At 64.7% G+C, this 15,265-nt stretch carries 13 protein-coding genes; 4 read left to right on the top strand and 9 right to left on the bottom strand.

The features are described from left to right. Positions 1-286 precede the first annotated feature (286 nt). On the top strand, positions 287-1,951 hold the full coding sequence (locus AC0L2F_RS01340; protein WP_473247232.1) for an L-lactate permease: 1,665 nt from the start codon (positions 287-289) through the stop codon (positions 1,949-1,951). Between the two features lie 138 nt (positions 1,952-2,089). Next, positions 2,090-2,488 (top strand): META domain-containing protein, encoded by a 399-nt coding sequence (locus AC0L2F_RS01335; RefSeq protein WP_473247231.1) that lies wholly within the window; start codon positions 2,090-2,092, stop codon positions 2,486-2,488. Positions 2,489-2,640: 152 nt separating this feature from the next. Here AC0L2F_RS01335 and AC0L2F_RS01330 read toward each other — a convergent pair whose 3' ends face one another. From AC0L2F_RS01330 to AC0L2F_RS01320, 3 genes are all read right to left on the bottom strand, one after another. After that, a complete protein-coding gene (locus tag AC0L2F_RS01330; RefSeq protein WP_473247230.1) occupies positions 2,641-3,852 on the bottom strand; it encodes a hypothetical protein in 1,212 nt (403 codons plus the stop codon). Positions 3,853-4,052: 200 nt separating this feature from the next. Next, positions 4,053-5,684: a chaperonin GroEL gene (groL, locus tag AC0L2F_RS01325; protein ID WP_007614985.1), complete on the bottom strand. Its 1,632-nt coding sequence runs from the start codon at positions 5,682-5,684 to the stop codon at positions 4,053-4,055. A gap of 146 nt (positions 5,685-5,830) precedes the next feature. Further along, positions 5,831-6,127 (bottom strand): co-chaperone GroES, encoded by a 297-nt coding sequence (locus tag AC0L2F_RS01320; protein ID WP_007596954.1) that lies wholly within the window; start codon positions 6,125-6,127, stop codon positions 5,831-5,833. A gap of 313 nt (positions 6,128-6,440) precedes the next feature. Between AC0L2F_RS01320 and AC0L2F_RS01315 the strand changes: the two genes are divergently transcribed. Next, positions 6,441-6,962 (top strand): hypothetical protein, encoded by a 522-nt coding sequence (locus AC0L2F_RS01315; protein WP_007596953.1) that lies wholly within the window; start codon positions 6,441-6,443, stop codon positions 6,960-6,962. Between the two features lie 161 nt (positions 6,963-7,123). On the opposite strand, the gene AC0L2F_RS01310 is transcribed toward AC0L2F_RS01315, so the two are convergent. Continuing rightward, complete coding sequence (locus AC0L2F_RS01310) at positions 7,124-7,903, bottom strand: protein phosphatase CheZ (protein ID WP_007614982.1); 780 nt, start codon at positions 7,901-7,903, stop codon at positions 7,124-7,126. Between the two features lie 315 nt (positions 7,904-8,218). Here AC0L2F_RS01310 and AC0L2F_RS01305 point away from each other — a divergent pair, with 315 nt between their 5' ends. Then, the gene (locus tag AC0L2F_RS01305) at positions 8,219-9,019 is read left to right on the top strand and encodes a L,D-transpeptidase (RefSeq protein ID WP_473247229.1); all 801 of its coding nucleotides are present in this window, start codon (positions 8,219-8,221) and stop codon (positions 9,017-9,019) included. 409 nt (positions 9,020-9,428) lie between these two features. Here the strand turns inward: AC0L2F_RS01305 and AC0L2F_RS01300 are convergent, their stop codons facing one another. The 5 genes from AC0L2F_RS01300 to AC0L2F_RS01280 form a co-directional block, all read right to left on the bottom strand. Then, positions 9,429-10,250: a DUF2076 domain-containing protein gene (locus AC0L2F_RS01300; RefSeq protein ID WP_007614972.1), complete on the bottom strand. Its 822-nt coding sequence runs from the start codon at positions 10,248-10,250 to the stop codon at positions 9,429-9,431. A 135-nt stretch (positions 10,251-10,385) separates the two neighbouring features. After that, positions 10,386-11,231: a ChbG/HpnK family deacetylase gene (locus AC0L2F_RS01295; protein WP_473247228.1), complete on the bottom strand. Its 846-nt coding sequence runs from the start codon at positions 11,229-11,231 to the stop codon at positions 10,386-10,388. Next, on the bottom strand, positions 11,228-12,304 hold the full coding sequence (locus AC0L2F_RS01290; RefSeq protein WP_473247227.1) for a glycosyltransferase family 2 protein: 1,077 nt from the start codon (positions 12,302-12,304) through the stop codon (positions 11,228-11,230). Before AC0L2F_RS01290 ends, AC0L2F_RS01295 begins: the two co-directional genes overlap by 4 nt. A gap of 112 nt (positions 12,305-12,416) precedes the next feature. Further along, positions 12,417-13,394, bottom strand: a complete 978-nt coding sequence (gene hisG / locus AC0L2F_RS01285; RefSeq protein WP_007614966.1) for an ATP phosphoribosyltransferase — start codon at positions 13,392-13,394, stop codon at positions 12,417-12,419. Positions 13,395-13,397: 3 nt separating this feature from the next. Beyond that, positions 13,398-14,549, bottom strand: a complete 1,152-nt coding sequence (locus AC0L2F_RS01280; protein ID WP_035975244.1) for an ATP phosphoribosyltransferase regulatory subunit — start codon at positions 14,547-14,549, stop codon at positions 13,398-13,400. Between the last annotated feature and the right edge of the window lie 716 nt (positions 14,550-15,265).

The raw sequence follows: 15,265 nt of genomic DNA, 5'->3' as shown, positions 1-15,265 counted from the left end.
TGCACAACTGCCCGGGCCAAAGACCTGGGACGATGGCGGAAATCGGCGCACTTAGACTAAAGTCGCAAGTCCTGCAATTTGCGTTGGCTTGTCGCAGCTTGCAACCCTAGCATGGGCCCATCGGCGCGGGGTGGGGGCCTCCGGGATTTCGCGAGCTTGTGAGCGGACGGGAACCGCTGCATTCGCGAGGAATTCGCGTCCAGCTCGGGGGTTATCGCTTCAGCGTCAAGCAGGATCGGCTGTCCACGCGGGCCGCCTGCAGCACACATGCGTGGGGAGGAAGATCATGTGGAATCAAGTTTATGACCCGTTGCACAGCCCTGTGCTGTCGACGATCGCGGCGGCAGTCCCTGTCGTCACATTGCTGGTCCTGATCGCGAGCGGCCGCGTCCAGGCTCATATCGCGGCGGTCATTGCCGTGATCGTGGCCAATTTGATCACGATCTTCGTCTTCACCATGCCGGCGAACATGTCGATCCGCGCCTCGGTGCTGGGCATCGTCACCGGCTTCTTCCCGATCGGCTGGATCGTTCTCAACGTCATCTTCCTCTACCAGGTGACGGTGACCACCGGACGCTTCGAATTGCTCAAGCGCGCGGTCGGCGGCGTCACCGAGGACCGGCGGTTGCAATTGCTGCTGATCGCATTCTCGTTCGGCGCCTTCTTCGAAGGCGCCTCGGGCTTCGGCACGCCGGTCGCGATCACGGGCGCCGTCCTGATCGGCCTCGGTTTCTCGCCGCTTGCAGCAAGTGGCCTGTCGCTGATCGCCAACACCGCGCCGGTCGCCTATGGCGCGCTGGGCACGCCGATCCAGGGCCTTGCCTCGGTCACCGGGCTTGATCCCTACATCCTCGGCGCGATGGTCGGCCGGCAATTGCCGTTCTTCTCGCTGATCGTGCCGTTCTGGGTGGTGTGGGCGTTCGCGGGCTGGAAGGGCATGAAGGATGTCTGGCCGGCGATCCTGGTCACCGGCGTGTCGTTCGCGGTCCCGCAATTCGTGATCTCCAACTACGTCAATCCCTGGATCGTCGACATCGGTGCGTCGCTGATCTCGATGGGGGCGCTGATCCTGTTCCTGAAGGTCTGGCAACCCAGGCAGCTCTGGCTGTCGCCGGCGCTGCGCGGCCGCGATGAATCGGCCGCCACCATGGCCGCGGCAAGACCGATGGACAAGACGCCGCTGACGCAAAGCGAGCTGTTCAGCGCGCTGCTGCCGTGGATCATCGTCTGTATCGTGATGCTGATATGGGGCAATGGTGGATTCAAGACCTGGGCGAACTCGATCTTCACCTGGAGCTATCCCGTTCCCGAGCTGCATCAGATGATCAACAAGATGCCGCCGGTTGCGCCAGGGCCGACGAAAGAGAGCGCGGTGTTCGGCTTCACCTATCTCTCGTTCACCGGCACGGGCATGCTGATCGCCGCGATCATCTCCGGCTTCCTGATGGGCGTCGGGCCCGGCAAGCTCTTGATCCAGTACGGGCGCACCATCCGGCTGTGCGCGATCTCGCTGATCACGATCTCGGCGATGCTTGCCATCGGCACGCTGACGCGGCTCTCCGGCGTCGACGCGACGCTCGGCCTGGCCTTCGCTGCGACCGGCGTGCTCTATCCCTTCTTCGGCACGCTGCTCGGCTGGTTGGGCGTGGCGCTGACGGGATCGGACACCGCCTCCAACGTGCTGTTCGGAAACCTGCAGAAGATCACCTCCGAGCAACTCGGCCTGTCGCCGATCCTGATGGGTGCGGCGAACTCGTCCGGCGGTGTGATGGGCAAGATGATCGACGCGCAATCGATCGTGGTCGCATCCACGGCCACCAACTGGTACGGCCACGAGGGCACCATCCTGCGCTTCGTGTTCTGGCACTCGATCGTGCTGGCCTGTCTCGTCGGTGTGCTCGTGACGCTGCAGGCCTATGTCTATCCGTTCACGGCGATGGTGCTGAAGTAGCAGGCCGCGCCCGGCTTCAACGCAAATCCCCGCGAGGTTGGTCCTCGCGGGGATTTTTGCGTTGTGCATGGGCGAACCTTCTCAACGGCGCCGCCGTCTTATAGAAGGTGCCGCAAATCAGGTCGGTCGAGAGGTCTCATGGTTTCGTTCAGGCAGACGGTGTGTGCGGCGGTTGCAATGCTCGCGATGTCGACGCTCGCGCGTGCGGAGGACGGTTTTCCGTTCGGCACCGAGATGACGCTGGAGGCGCTGCCGCAGCCGGGCTCGAAGCGGATTCCGAACATCGAGATCGGCGACAATGGCGAGGTCGTGCTGGAGCTCTGGTGCAAGGGCGGCAAGGGCCAGTTCTCGGTTGCCGGCAACACCGTGATCTTCGTCCCCGGCCAGATCCAGGACCGATCCTGCCCGCCGGCAAGGGCCCAGTCCGACGACGATCTCGTTGCAGCCCTGGGCAGCGTCGAGACCTGGAAGCGCCAGGGCGACGTGCTCACGCTCGTCGGCCCCAAGCCGCTGCGCTTCCGCGTCAACGGCAATTAGGTCTCGCTCTCGTGTCCCGGACGCGCTGCAGCGTGCACGCTGCTGCGCAGAGCCGGGACACAGGTATCTGCCGTCGATCTCGTGCGCGGCTTCTGGGCCCCGGCTCAGCAGCGCATCACTGACGTGCTGCGCTGCGTCCGGGCTACGAGGGTCTACTTCCACACCGACTTGTCTGCGTCCCAGCGCTGGCCTTTCAGCTCCTTGGCGAGCGCCTCGACCGAACCGTTGTCGTCGGGCTGATCGCCTTCCTCGTCGGCCGAAGCATCATCCGAGAGATTGAGCTTGGCGCCGCTGCTCTCGTCGGTGGTCGTGGTCACGGGACTCCCGATCCAGAGCATGAGCTTGTCGGTCGTGCCGGGCTTGTCAGGCGAGACGAGACCCGCAACCTCGATCGTGTCGGTGAGCTCGAGCGCGGGAAAGTCCTGGTTCGGCCGCTTGAACACCAGCTTGAGCTTGCCGGTCGCCGGGTTGAAGCTCTGCGAGACCGGCTTTGCAGCGAGCGTCCTGCTCAGCACGCCAGCTACCGCGGCCGCGAGCTTGTCGCGGTTGATCTTGTCGCCGTCGCGCCAGTCGGCGGCGGCAATGCGGATGGTGCGGTCCATCTCGGTCATGCCCGCGGTCCAGCCCGCGGCGGTGACGCCGGGCGTCGCCTTGAATTTTGCCAGCAGCGCGCCGGCGCGCTCCGGATCGACCGACATGTTGATGGTCTGCTCGCCCGCGCGCAGCGCGTCGCAGCCGACGGTGAGGCTCGCCAGCGTCACCTCGACATCCTGGCCCTTCAGGCTCTTGAGGAACTCGGTTGCGGCATCCAGCTTGACCTTGACCGCGATCGCTTCCGGCGAGACGTCGGTGAAATCCTTCGGCTGTGGCGTGATGCCGTCGTCGGAAGTCTGGTTGTCGAGGAATTCCTTCTCGCTGAGATCGGAATTGTCTGGCGAGGTGACCTCGGTCACGGCCTGGCCAATGCTGATCTGGCCGCGGAATTCGAACGTGTCTCCGGCCTGTTTGCGCAGCAGCTTGACGGTGACTGGCGCCTTCGCGCCGAGGCTCTGCGTCGTACCCGTCAGGTTCTGGCCCGCGACCTGGAGATTGACGACGAAGCGGTCCTTGCGGTCGGAATTCTTCGCGACGGGATAACAGACGTCGAGCACGGCTGCGGTGACGGTCTTGCCCTGGCGTGTCTCCTTCAGGATCACATCGGCATTGCCGTCCATCAGCCCGTCGATCGAGGTGAAATAGCGCGTCTCGACGCCGCCGGGCGCCGTGGCCTTCGGCGCCAGCTTCATCTGGGCGGATGCGACCTCAGGCGAAACTGCAAGCAGAGCCGCCAGAACGGCCGTGGAGCAAAACAGAAGCGCGCGCATCGATGAAATCCCCGAGGCAATGGGGCATGATCCGGAAAAATGTGAAGCGGTTTTCCGATCAGATCAGGCCCAAACAATTCGAATCGGGCGTCACCGTAGTGGGTTTTGGCCGCCGGTTGAATTGGAAAGCACGGGCCATGATCGGCAAAAAGAAGGCCGCCCGGAGGCGGCCTTCGCAACACTGTCAGGCGAGGACGGCCTTAGAAGCCGCCCATACCGCCACCGGCCGGCATGCCGGAGGCGGCTTCCTTCTTTGGCGACTCCGCGACCATGGCCTCGGTGGTCACCAGCAGGCCGGCGATCGAGGCGGCGTCCTGGAGCGCGGTGCGCACCACCTTGGCAGGGTCGATGATGCCCTTCTCGACCATGTCGACATACTCCTCGGTCTGGGCGTCGAAGCCGAAGGTCTCGGACTTGTTCTCCAGGATCTTGCCGACGACGATCGAGCCTTCCACGCCCGCGTTCTCGGAGATCTGGCGGATCGGGGCTTCCAGCGCCTTCAGCACGATGTTGATGCCGGCCTGGACGTCGGCATTGGCGTTGGTCAGACGACCGACCGCCTTCTTGGCGCGAAGCAGCGCGACGCCGCCGCCGGGGACGATGCCTTCCTGCACCGCGGCGCGGGTAGCGTTCAGCGCGTCCTCGACGCGGTCCTTCTTCTCCTTGACCTCGATCTCGGTGGCGCCGCCGACGCGGATCACCGCGACGCCGCCTGCGAGCTTGGCGAGGCGCTCCTGGAGCTTCTCACGGTCGTAATCCGAGGTGGTTTCCTCGATCTGGGCCTTGATCTGGCCGACGCGGGCCTCGATCTCCGGCTTCTTGCCGGCGCCCTTGACGATCGTGGTGTTCTCCTTGTCGATCACCACCTTGCCCGCGCGCCCAAGCATCTTCACCGTGACGTTCTCGAGCTTCATGCCGAGGTCTTCGGAGATCAGCTGGCCGCCGGTGAGGATCGCGAGGTCCTCGAGCATGGCCTTGCGGCGGTCCCCGAAGCCCGGCGCCTTGACGGCGGCGACCTTCAGGCCGCCACGGAGGCGGTTGACGACCAGGGTGGCCAGCGCCTCGCCCTCGACGTCCTCGGCGATGATGACGAGCGGCTTGCCCGACTGCACCACGGCTTCCAGCACCGGCAGCATGGCCTGCAGGCCGGACAGCTTCTTCTCGTGCAGGAGGATGTAGGCGTCCTCGAGCTCGGCGGTCATCTTCTCGGGGTTGGTGACGAAATAGGGTGACAGATAGCCGCGGTCGAACTTCATGCCCTCGACGATGTCCACCTCGGTGTCGAGCGACTTGTTCTCCTCGACGGTGATGACGCCCTCGTTGCCGACCTTCTGCATCGCCTGCGCGATCATCTTGCCGATGGCGGCGTCGCCGTTGGCCGAGATGGTGCCGACCTGGGCGACCTCGGAAGAGGCGGCGACCGGCTTGGCGCGCTTCTCGATGTCCTTGACGACGGCCGCAACCGCGATGTCGATGCCGCGCTTGAGGTCCATCGGGTTCATGCCGGCGGCAACCGACTTGGCGCCTTCGCGTACGATGGACTGGGCCAGCACGGTCGCGGTGGTGGTGCCGTCGCCGGCCAGGTCGTTGGTCTTGGAAGCGACCTCACGCACCATCTGGGCGCCCATGTTCTCGAACTTGTCCTCGAGCTCGATCTCCTTGGCGACGGTGACGCCGTCCTTGGTGATGCGGGGCGCGCCGAACGACTTCTCGATGAGCACGTTGCGGCCCTTCGGGCCGAGCGTCACCTTGACGGCATTGGCGAGAATGTCGACGCCGCGCAGCATGCGATCGCGCGCGTCTCCGGAAAACTTGACGTCTTTGGCAGCCATGGTCTGCAATTCCTCTTCTTTTTTCGTGATGTGTCTTGCTTATTGGGTCGCCTCATTCCGAGGTCCGCGATCGAACCCGGCGGAATGATGCATGCCCGGATCGAGTGACCCGGGCATGCATTCAGCGGCCGTTCAGGCGTCTGGCCTTAGGCCATCACGCCCATAATGTCCGACTCCTTCATGATCAGGAGCTCATCGTTGTCGATCTTGACCTCGGTGCCCGACCACTTGCCAAACAGCACACGGTCGCCGACCTTGAGGTCGATCGGGATCAGCTTGCCGGCCTCGTCGCGGCCACCGGGGCCGACGGCGACGACTTCGCCCTGGGACGGCTTTTCCTTGGCCGTGTCCGGAATGATGATGCCGCCCTTGGTCTTTGACTCGGCGTCGATACGTTTGACCACGACACGGTCATGCAGCGGACGAAATTTGGATTTAGTCATGACGTTTCCCTTTGGAGGCTCGCTTCGGAAGGAGAGGAAATGGGCGGGCGGCGCTTCCGTCCACCCTTCCCGAGGATCGATCGGCGCGCGTTAGCAATCCATCTTTCAGAGTGCTAATGGTGCGTCCGGGAATATGGCTTGGCCGCGATCCTGTCAAGCAAAGGTGGTTAAGCGATTGGTGAGACGGATATAGGATGGTGACATTGGAAACTTGTTCGGGGCGCCGGCGTATTAAAGGACGTCATTGCTCCGGCAGCGGTTTTGCGCTTGGCTGCGTCAGGGGTGCGGCCATGGTTTTGTCCGGGGGAATGCCATGATCAGTTCGGCTCACGCGCGCACGGTCGCCAATCTGGCGGCGGCTTCTTGCCTGGCGCTGCTGCTTGGCGCCTGCGGCGGCGGCATGAGCCTGCCGTCCTTTTCTTCGTCCTCACCGCCCCCCGAGGCCGAGCCCGGCACCGGTCCGGAAATGCCCGCGTCGATCCGCGCCGACGAGATCGTCGGGCGCTGGGGCCTCGCCTCGTTCCAGAACCCGGCCGACCGCGCCCGCACCGAGGCTGCCGCCCGGGCCCAATGCAAAAATCCTTATGTGATCACCGCCGGCTCCTCCGGCGGCGTGATCATGCATCTGGCGGACCAGGCAACACCGCAGGAGCTGCGGCTGAAGGGTTCGCCCAGCGGAAAAAACTATATCGGACCGGCGGGTCCGACGCCCGGCGAGCAGGACCGCGAGATCGTCTCCTTCGACGGCCGCGTCCTCATCACCCGCTTCATCGACAAGGACGCCGCCACCCGCTACGGCAACATGGTCTACGTCCGCTGCGCGCCGAGGGCGTGATCGCGGCGCCGGCCTAGCCACTCGTCATTGCGAGAAGCGAAGCGACGAAGCAATCCAGGCTGCCTCCGCGGATACAGTCTGGATTGCTTCGCTTCGCTCGCAATGACGAAAAAAACGCCGGCTTGCGCCGGCGTTTTGTTTTTTCAGAGTGCCGCGTCCGCTCAGTCGAACAGCGCGTCGATGTCGTCCTGCGAGGCGTGGCCGACGTCGCCGGCGAGCTTCGGGCCGTTGAGAAGCTTGTCGTCATCGCTGCGGGTGTCGACCTGCGGCACGACGTGGGACTTGATCGCGTCGACGCCGCCCCAGATCTCCATCATGGAATTGATGTGCTGCTCGATGAACTTCATCGTGCTCATGACCTTGCTGATGCGCTGGCCGGTCAGGTCCTGGAAGTTGCAGGCTTCGAAGATCGAGATGACGCGTTCCTGGATATCGTCGGCGAGCCGCTTCTGCTGATCGGCCGATTGCACCTTGGCCATCGCGCTGGCCGCCTGGTCGATCGACTCGGCGGCTTCGAGGATCTGCTGGGTTGCCTGTTCGGTGCCGCCGACGACCGCGCCGAGCTCGCCATTGACCTTGGCCATTTCGCCGCCGTCGAAGCTCTTGCCATGCAGTGTCGCGATCTCGCGCTTGGTACGGTCGATGGCGTCGTGGATGAGGTCGAGCTCGACCTTCAGCTTCTCGCACTGCTCGATCTGCGCCCGGTAGGTATCGAGCATGGTGCGGGCTTCGGAGAGCTCGTGGGCCGTGGAGGCGTCGATCGCCGCCATGGCGGCGCTGCCGGACAAGGGCGCGGTGCCCTTCGCCATCTGTGCACGGATCGCACGCAACTCGGCCATGATCTCGCTATGCATCGGTGCAGCCTCCTCAATCATTTCGGGGCTGGGCATCTCGCCGACAATAGCCTCCTCGACACGAAAACGTTTGCGGTGAATAGCCATCAAGAACTCCCCCCACCTCACTCACGCGTCTTTGTAGGCAGAAGCGATTTAACACGAAGTTCACAGCCGGAACTATCGTCCCGGTTGTGCGCGACAGCTTGCAAACGAGCGATTAACCATGCGTGCGCGGCGTTCATCGAAAATAAACGCTGATCGCCAAATTGCACCGCTGCCGACGACGTGGTGAATCGAAACGGCGCTTCCGTTTACCAAACAAAACGGCTTTTGCTCTTTATTGACCACGTCGCGGGTGCGGATCAGCCATCACCTCGCCACGACGCGTGTGATCTAGACGAAACAGTACAGAGTACGTCGATGTTCAAGAAAATGTCTGTTGCGCTGCTTGGCAGCGCTTGCACCTTCATTGCCGGCGCCAACAGCGCCAGCGCCTTCGACAATAGCGTGCCGAACGATCCACCCGCGGTGCTGTACCAGCCGCAGGTGCCGCCTGCGCCGGTTCGCGTCGCCTCCAATTCGAACATGGGCGGCGGCTTCATCGAGTTCATCTTCGGCGACGGACCCGGTCGCGGTCCGGCCTACGCTCCGCAGCAGCCGGTGTATCAGCAGCAGCCAGGTTACTATGACCAGCGTCGCCTGCCGCCGATGGGCGAGCCGCAGATGCAGGGCGCAGGTCTCCAGCAGGAGGCGGTGGATCCGCGGCAGCGTCAGTTCGACCCGAGATTCGAGAAACAACTCGTTGACTATAGCGGCAACGAAAGCGCCGGCACGGTCGTGGTCGATACGCCGAACAAATTCCTCTATCTGGTCGAGGGCAATGGCCGCGCGATGCGCTACGGCATCGGCGTCGGCCGCCCCGGCTTCACCTGGTCCGGCGTGAAGTCGATCACGGCGAAGCGCGAATGGCCGGCGTGGACCCCGCCGGCGGAAATGATCGCGCGCCGTCCTGACCTGCCGAGGCACATGGAAGGCGGCCCGGAAAATCCGCTTGGCGCGCGCGCGATGTATCTGGGCTCCACGCTCTACCGCATCCACGGCTCCAACGAGCCCTGGACCATCGGCACCAACGTCTCCTCAGGCTGCATCCGCATGCGCAACGAGGACGTCATCGACCTCTACGGCCGCGTCAATGTCGGCACCAAGGTCGTGGTGATGTGAGACCTGACGGCATGCTTTGATGCCGGGGAAGTGAACGATCGTGAAGGGATGGCGGACTGGTGCGGCAAGGGCCGAAGCCTAGCTACGCATGGCAACTCAATAGGAGCAATTGCGATGCGTACGATCTTGGCGTTGGGTATCCTTGTCGCCCTGACCGCCTCGGCCAGTGCCGGGACGGCAAATCATAAGCGGCATGTCGCGCCTGCCACACAAAGTTTCACCCCCCATGTCACGCCGCGTGCGGCTGCGGGCTTTGCCTATGTTCCCTACGCGGCCCCGTACTCGTCATCGGGCGGATACAGCGATCCTTACCAAAGCCAGCACTGGGGCGGCTGACCTCAACTACCCTTTGAAACAAGACGGCCGCTCGATGGGCGGCCGTTTCGCTTTGGAGCAAGGATAAGAAGCGTCAGGCGTAATCGCTGCCGCCATCATCTCCGCCGCCGAAGTCGCTGTCGTCGGCGAAGTCGCCATTGTCGTTCTGATCGCTGTAATTCTGGTCGTCGTTCGAAGCGTGGTCGGCGAAGCCCTGCCGGGACGCATCACCACGGTCGCGGTTCGAGCCGATGTCGTCGAGGCCGGCATCGCGCGCGAGCGAGCCGCCGGACTGATCGCTGCCGCTCCAGGGACCTCCACCAGCGCTGCGATCGCCCAGAGCATTGGTGTCGCCGAAGGCCTGCTGATGCGATCCGCCCATCATGCCGCGAATGCTGGAGAGCAGCAGCGAGCCGCCGACGACGCCGGCCGCGGCTGCCGCCGCCGTGCCGAGGAACGAGCCGCCTCCACCGCCGACCGGCGGCGGCGCGCCATAGCCCTGGCCTGGGCCCTGACCGTATGCCTGCCCATAAGGCGGCTGGCCGTAACCGGGCTGGGTCTGCTGCATCGCCTGGCCGCTGTTCCACACCGGCCGCGAATCACGCGGCGGCACGTTCGGAACCGAGCCGCGCGACGGGGCCCCGCCGAACAGCGTGTCGCGCATGGTGTCCAGGAAACCGCCGGACTGCGCCTGCTCGGGCGCCTGCGCCGCCTCCAGCTCCTGGATGCGATTGTGAGCACGCTTCAGCGCCTCGTCCTGCAACAGCACGGTCTGCACCAGCGCATAGATCGCGCCGGGCGCCTTGCGCAGGCCGTCGGAGATCGCGGCGATCGCGTCGGGATCGCGCGGTGCATTTTCCAGTTTCGAAAGCCGGTCGAAAAGCTCGTCGACGAGTTGGCGTTCCTGCGGCGTCATGGTCAGTCTCCCTCGCGCAAAACAAGCGCGAGGCAGATGTAGGGTTCCATTGTGGCCCCAACAGTGCCGGCTGGATTAAATTTCGGTATGCGACAAGCTGCCTCTCGGGCGGCTTTCTCGCAAACTTTCGCCGGTTCACCCCAGCGTGACGCCGCTGTCCGTCAGCAGGCGCGCGAAGGCATCGCCGGCGAGATAGGCGTGCTCGCGTTCGCGGACATCCGTCATCGGGTCCAGCCCGGTGAGGATGTCGTCGACGAAGCCGGGATGGCACATGATGAGGCCGCCATCCGGCAGGCCTTCGAGGAATTGCCGCATCAGCGCGCCGAAATCGGCCGCCTGCGTGAAATCATAGGCGCCGGCGAAACCGGGATTGAAGCGGAGGCCCGCGCTGCCGGCGCGGCGGCGGAATTGCGCGCTGAGGATGTCGAGCACCATGGCTTTCGGTGAGGCCAGCCGCTGCATCAGCGGCAGGTCGCGTCCGCCCTGGCGCACCCACGCTTTTGGCGCGACTTCGGCGACTGCGTCGACAAAGCCGTCGCGCACCTGCGGGTAGAGCTGCACATGCTGATGACCGTCGACGAAGTCAGGCGCGCGTCCGAACGCTTTCGCGAAGGCTGCCAGCTGCGCCTTGACCTCGTTGCGAAAGAACTCGCGGTCGAGCCTTCGCGCAAGACCCGCGCGCAGCAGCTTCGGAAACGGGAGAAACATGTCGCCGTCGAGCGGACGGAAATGCATGGTGAGCGGCCGGAACGGTGCCGACAACGTCACGTGCAATCCGATCGCGCAGCGCGGGCTCGCTTGCGCCGCCGTCTGGAGCGCCTCGATCTCGCTGCGCTCGACCGCAGGTCCCACCATCATCACCGAGGTGGCGTTGAGACGGCCGCGTTCGATCAGGTCGCGGATGGCGCGATTGACACCCGGGCTGATGCCGTAATCGTCGGCGCAGAGCCAGATCCGCCGCGGCGGCGCGGCCGCGCTCATTCGGCCGCCGTCCTCTTCGAGGCGTCCAGGCTTGAAGCGTCCTGGCTTGAAGCATCCTGGGCCTTGTCGGTCTCGAAATGCTTTTCACTGTGCTCGGCGACGAAGTAGATCGGCCGCGCCTTCAGCTCGGACAGGATCTTGCCGATATATTCGCCGACGATGCCGATCATGATGAGCTGCACGCCGCCGATCGTCATCAGGCCGATCACGAGTGAGGGATAGCCGGGCACCTGCTTGCCGGTGGTCAAGACCTCCCACAGGATCGACAGACCGAACAGGAACGCTCCGCCTGCGAGGATCACGCCGAGCAGGCTGGCGAAGCGCAGCGGGGCCACCGAGAACGAGGTGACGCCTTCGATCGAAAGACCAAGCAGACGCGCGGCGCTGAAGGTCGTCACGCCATGGGTGCGCGGCGCGGGCTCGTAATCGACGCGGATCTGGCGGAAGCCGATCCAGCTCGCGAGGCCCTTGAAGAAGCGGTTGCGCTCCGGCAACTGCCTCAGCGCTGCGACCGCGCGCGGCGACAGCAGGCGGAAGTCGCCGGCGTCTTCGGGAATCTTCTGGCGTGCGCCCCAATTGATCAGCGCATAGAAGCCGCGACCGGCAAGCCGCCGCAGGAACGGTTCGTTGTCGCGATGCGCCTTGGCAGTATAGACGACGTCGTAGCCGTCCTCGATCCAGTGCCGCACCAGTCGCTCGACCAGCGACGGCGGATGCTGGCCGTCGCCGTCCATGAACAGCACCGCGCCGAGCTTGGCATGGTCGAGGCCGGCCATCAGCGCGGCCTCCTTGCCGAAATTACGCGACAGCGACACCACCTGGACGTCGATCGCGTCGGCCGGCAGTGAGCGGGCGATCGACAGCGTCGCGTCCGCGCTGCCGTCGTCGACATAGACGATCTCGCAAGCCAAGCGATAGCGCTGCCGCAAGGTCTTTGCGAGATCGCAGATGCGCTGGTGCAAGGCGGCGAGACCGGCCGCTTCGTTGTAGAGCGGGACGACAATCGACAGTCCCTTCGCGGCGGCGCTTGCCGCGGTGGTCGTCATGCCGGAAACGTCAGAGCCCAGCGTCATCGATCAAGGTTCCAGAGGCGATCAGGTTTTCTTGCAAGGTCATCTCAACAGCATATGGTAGCTGCCGTTTGCTGTCGCTACGCTGAACGGAATTGCTCAACAAACTTTGGGCTCACTGCCGCAGGAACGCCTCGAGCCTGGCGAACAGCGGGTTCTCCCGGTCGAACACGTAATCCAGCGAAACCACCGAGACGGTCTCGGCGCCATGCCCGCGCAGGAAGCTCGCGAGTGCATAGAGCTGGCCGGGCGGGCAGTGCAGCGTGAGCATGCCTGACGAGGTCGGCCCGCCGAACGGGGCTTCGACGCCGAAGCGCTCGTGGGCCTCGGTGAGCATGGCCGCGTCGCACTGGCGGAAGCGGGTGCGGACTTCGCGGTATTTGTTGGCCCGCGCCCGCGCCGCGATGTGATCGAGGATGATTCGCGCGGTCTCCCGCGCCTGCGGCGACCAATCGGCGTCCCTTGAGGCGACCAGATTGGCCTGGCTGCGCAGGATCACGCCGTCGTCGAGCACCCGCAATCCGTTGGCGGCGAGCGTCGCGCCGGTCGTGGTGATGTCGACGATCAACTCGGCACTGCCGGCGGCCGGTGCGCCTTCGGTCGCGCCCGTGCTTTCGACGATGCGGTAATCGGTGATGCCCTGGCTCTGGAAGAAGGCGCGGGTGAGATTGATGAACTTGGTCGCGACCCGCATCCGCATGTGATGCTGCTCGCGGAAGCCGGTGGTGACATCGTCGAGGTCGGCCATGGTGCGGACGTCGATCCACGCCTGCGGCACCGCGACGACGACGTCGGCATAGCCGAAGCCGAGGCCTTCGATCAGAGAGACGCGCTTGTCGGCGTCCGCGATGGTCTCGCGCACCAGATCCTCGCCGGTGACGCCGAGATGCGCCGAGCCGCGGGACAGTTGCGAGGCGATCTCGCTCGCCGAGAGATAGGCGACCTCGACATTGTCGAGGCCCGCGAGCGTGCCGCGATAGTCGCGGGCGCCGCCCGCCTTCGCCAGCTTGAGCCCGGCGCGGGCGAAGAAGGCCTCGGTGTTTTCCTGCAGGCGGCCCTTGGAGGGAACGGCCAGAACGAATGGCGCGCTCATGACTTAAGCTCCCACCTTGCGGCCGATCCGGGTCAGCGCATCCACCCAGACCGAGAAACCGACCGCGGGGATCGGCTCGGCCGATCCAAGCTGGGTCATCAGCCCGTCATAGCGGCCGCCGGCAACCAGCGGCTCGGCGCCGTTGCCGCGATGATGCAGCTCGAATTCGAAGCCGGTGTAGTAGTCGAGCCCGCGTCCGAACGCGGTCGAAAAGCGCGTCGCCTTCACATCGATGCCGCGCGCCGCCATGAAGCCGACCCGGCTTTCGAACTGGTCGACCGCAGCACTGAGGTCGAGCTTCGCGTCATTGGTGAGCGCGCGCAGCTCGGCGACGGCGTCATCGGGGTTACCCGATATCGACAGGAAACGCTTGAGCACGGCGATGGCCTCGCGCGGCAGCGCGCCGCCCTTCAGCGTCGACTGCTCGAGGAAGCGGTCGGCAATCTCGGCGGTGGTGCGGCCGCCGACATTGGTGGTGCCGGCGATCGACATCAGATCGGTAACGAAAGCGAGCGCCGCCTTGCGGTCGGAGCCGGCGAGCGCCGCAAGCACGCCCTCATATTCGCTGCGGGTCGCGGTGGTCGCGGCCGCCAGCCGCTCCAGATCCTGCTCCAGGCTGATCTTGCGGTTGAAATCCTTGACCAGGCGGCGGCGCCAGACTGGATAGAGGTCGAGCGCGTCGAGCAGCGCGTTGAACAGCGCCACGTCGCCGGTGCGGATCTCGACGTCGCGGACCCCGAAGGCGGCGGTCGCCTCCAGCGCCAGTGCCAGCATCTCGGCATCGGCCGCGGCGCGGTCCTGGCGGCCGAACGATTCGATGCCAGCCTGCAGGAATTCGCTGCTCTGGCCGTTGCGGTAGCGGAACACCGGGCCGAGATAACTGAACCCGGCCGGCTGGCCGGCACGGCCAGAGCTGAGGTAATCGCGGGCCACCGGAATGGTCAGATCCGGGCGCAGGCAGAGCTCCTCGCCGGAGAGGTCCGTGGTCAGGTACAGGCTCTTGCGGATATCCTCGCCGGAGAGATCAAGGAACGGTTCGGCCGGCTGCAGGATTGCAGGCTCGGCCCTGACATAGCCGGCCTGCGCGAACGACAGCAGCAGCGTGTCCGCCCAGGCGGCGGAGCCGGCAGCATTTGAGGTGGCAGTCGGAGTCATCTCGGGGTCCATCATCCCGGTGGAACCGGGCAGGGCAAGCAAGGGAAGCGAATTGCCGCAGGCCTTAGCATGGCCCGAAAGCGGTTTCGACCTCCAAAGGATCAATCGCTTAACAGTGTCGGAGCGACGCGCAGTCATCACAGGAGGCGAAGCTTAAATTAGGTCTCGCGCCAACTCGGGTAATATAATACCTGCCTATCCCGCTGCATCGACCCAGATGGACAGGGAGGCCTCACCCTCATTCATTTCGGGGCAGGGACGTCTCCGGGGCGCTTCCATGGGTCGCCTGGGGCGGAAAGCTCGGCCGCCTCCTCCGCAACTCATCCGCGAGCTGCCCGGACCGTTTGAGAACGCTCCACAGGTCGCATACTCAATTTGGGTAGGGGGACGATCCGTTCGCGGAACCTTCGTTTACAATGCGAAAGTTGGTTTCGATTCATGCGCAATGCAACCGATGTTACCCGTACGGTCTCACGACACGCGCTGGCCCTATATGCCGTTTTCGATCTGCGAGATGTTCCGGCACTACGACGAATTCGATCCGCTCGACCTTCTGATCGTTCATGCCACTCTCAATGCCGCGCGACCCGCGGCGCGCCGGCGTCAACGGGCCGAATGATTTGCGTGGCCCTAAAGTCGCCGTTTCCAAGAAGAAGCCCAGGTAAGCAGCAGAACATGGATCAAAGCCGTCTAGTCCCTGCTTGCGAGGGAATGCA

The sequence above is a fragment of the Bradyrhizobium sp. Ken64 genome (assembly GCF_055807555.1).
The sequence above is the reverse complement of the archived record's forward strand: the minus strand, read 5'-3'. Positions and strand labels throughout refer to the sequence as shown.

Excerpts from the sequence above, each read along its gene's own strand:
- AC0L2F_RS01340 (WP_473247232.1), top strand. The coding sequence starts at position 287 with ATGTGGAATCAAGTTTATGACCCGTTGCACAGCCCTGTGCTGTCGACG.
- AC0L2F_RS01335 (WP_473247231.1), top strand. The coding sequence starts at position 2,090 with ATGGTTTCGTTCAGGCAGACGGTGTGTGCGGCGGTTGCAATGCTCGCG.
- AC0L2F_RS01330 (WP_473247230.1), bottom strand. The coding sequence starts at position 3,852 with ATGCGCGCGCTTCTGTTTTGCTCCACGGCCGTTCTGGCGGCTCTGCTT.
- groL (WP_007614985.1), bottom strand. The coding sequence starts at position 5,684 with ATGGCTGCCAAAGACGTCAAGTTTTCCGGAGACGCGCGCGATCGCATG.
- AC0L2F_RS01320 (WP_007596954.1), bottom strand. The coding sequence starts at position 6,127 with ATGACTAAATCCAAATTTCGTCCGCTGCATGACCGTGTCGTGGTCAAA.
- AC0L2F_RS01315 (WP_007596953.1), top strand. The coding sequence starts at position 6,441 with ATGATCAGTTCGGCTCACGCGCGCACGGTCGCCAATCTGGCGGCGGCT.
- AC0L2F_RS01310 (WP_007614982.1), bottom strand. The coding sequence starts at position 7,903 with ATGGCTATTCACCGCAAACGTTTTCGTGTCGAGGAGGCTATTGTCGGC.
- AC0L2F_RS01305 (WP_473247229.1), top strand. The coding sequence starts at position 8,219 with ATGTTCAAGAAAATGTCTGTTGCGCTGCTTGGCAGCGCTTGCACCTTC.
- AC0L2F_RS01300 (WP_007614972.1), bottom strand. The coding sequence starts at position 10,250 with ATGACGCCGCAGGAACGCCAACTCGTCGACGAGCTTTTCGACCGGCTT.
- AC0L2F_RS01295 (WP_473247228.1), bottom strand. The coding sequence starts at position 11,231 with ATGAGCGCGGCCGCGCCGCCGCGGCGGATCTGGCTCTGCGCCGACGAT.
- AC0L2F_RS01290 (WP_473247227.1), bottom strand. The coding sequence starts at position 12,304 with ATGACGCTGGGCTCTGACGTTTCCGGCATGACGACCACCGCGGCAAGC.
- hisG (WP_007614966.1), bottom strand. The coding sequence starts at position 13,394 with ATGAGCGCGCCATTCGTTCTGGCCGTTCCCTCCAAGGGCCGCCTGCAG.
- AC0L2F_RS01280 (WP_035975244.1), bottom strand. The coding sequence starts at position 14,549 with ATGACTCCGACTGCCACCTCAAATGCTGCCGGCTCCGCCGCCTGGGCG.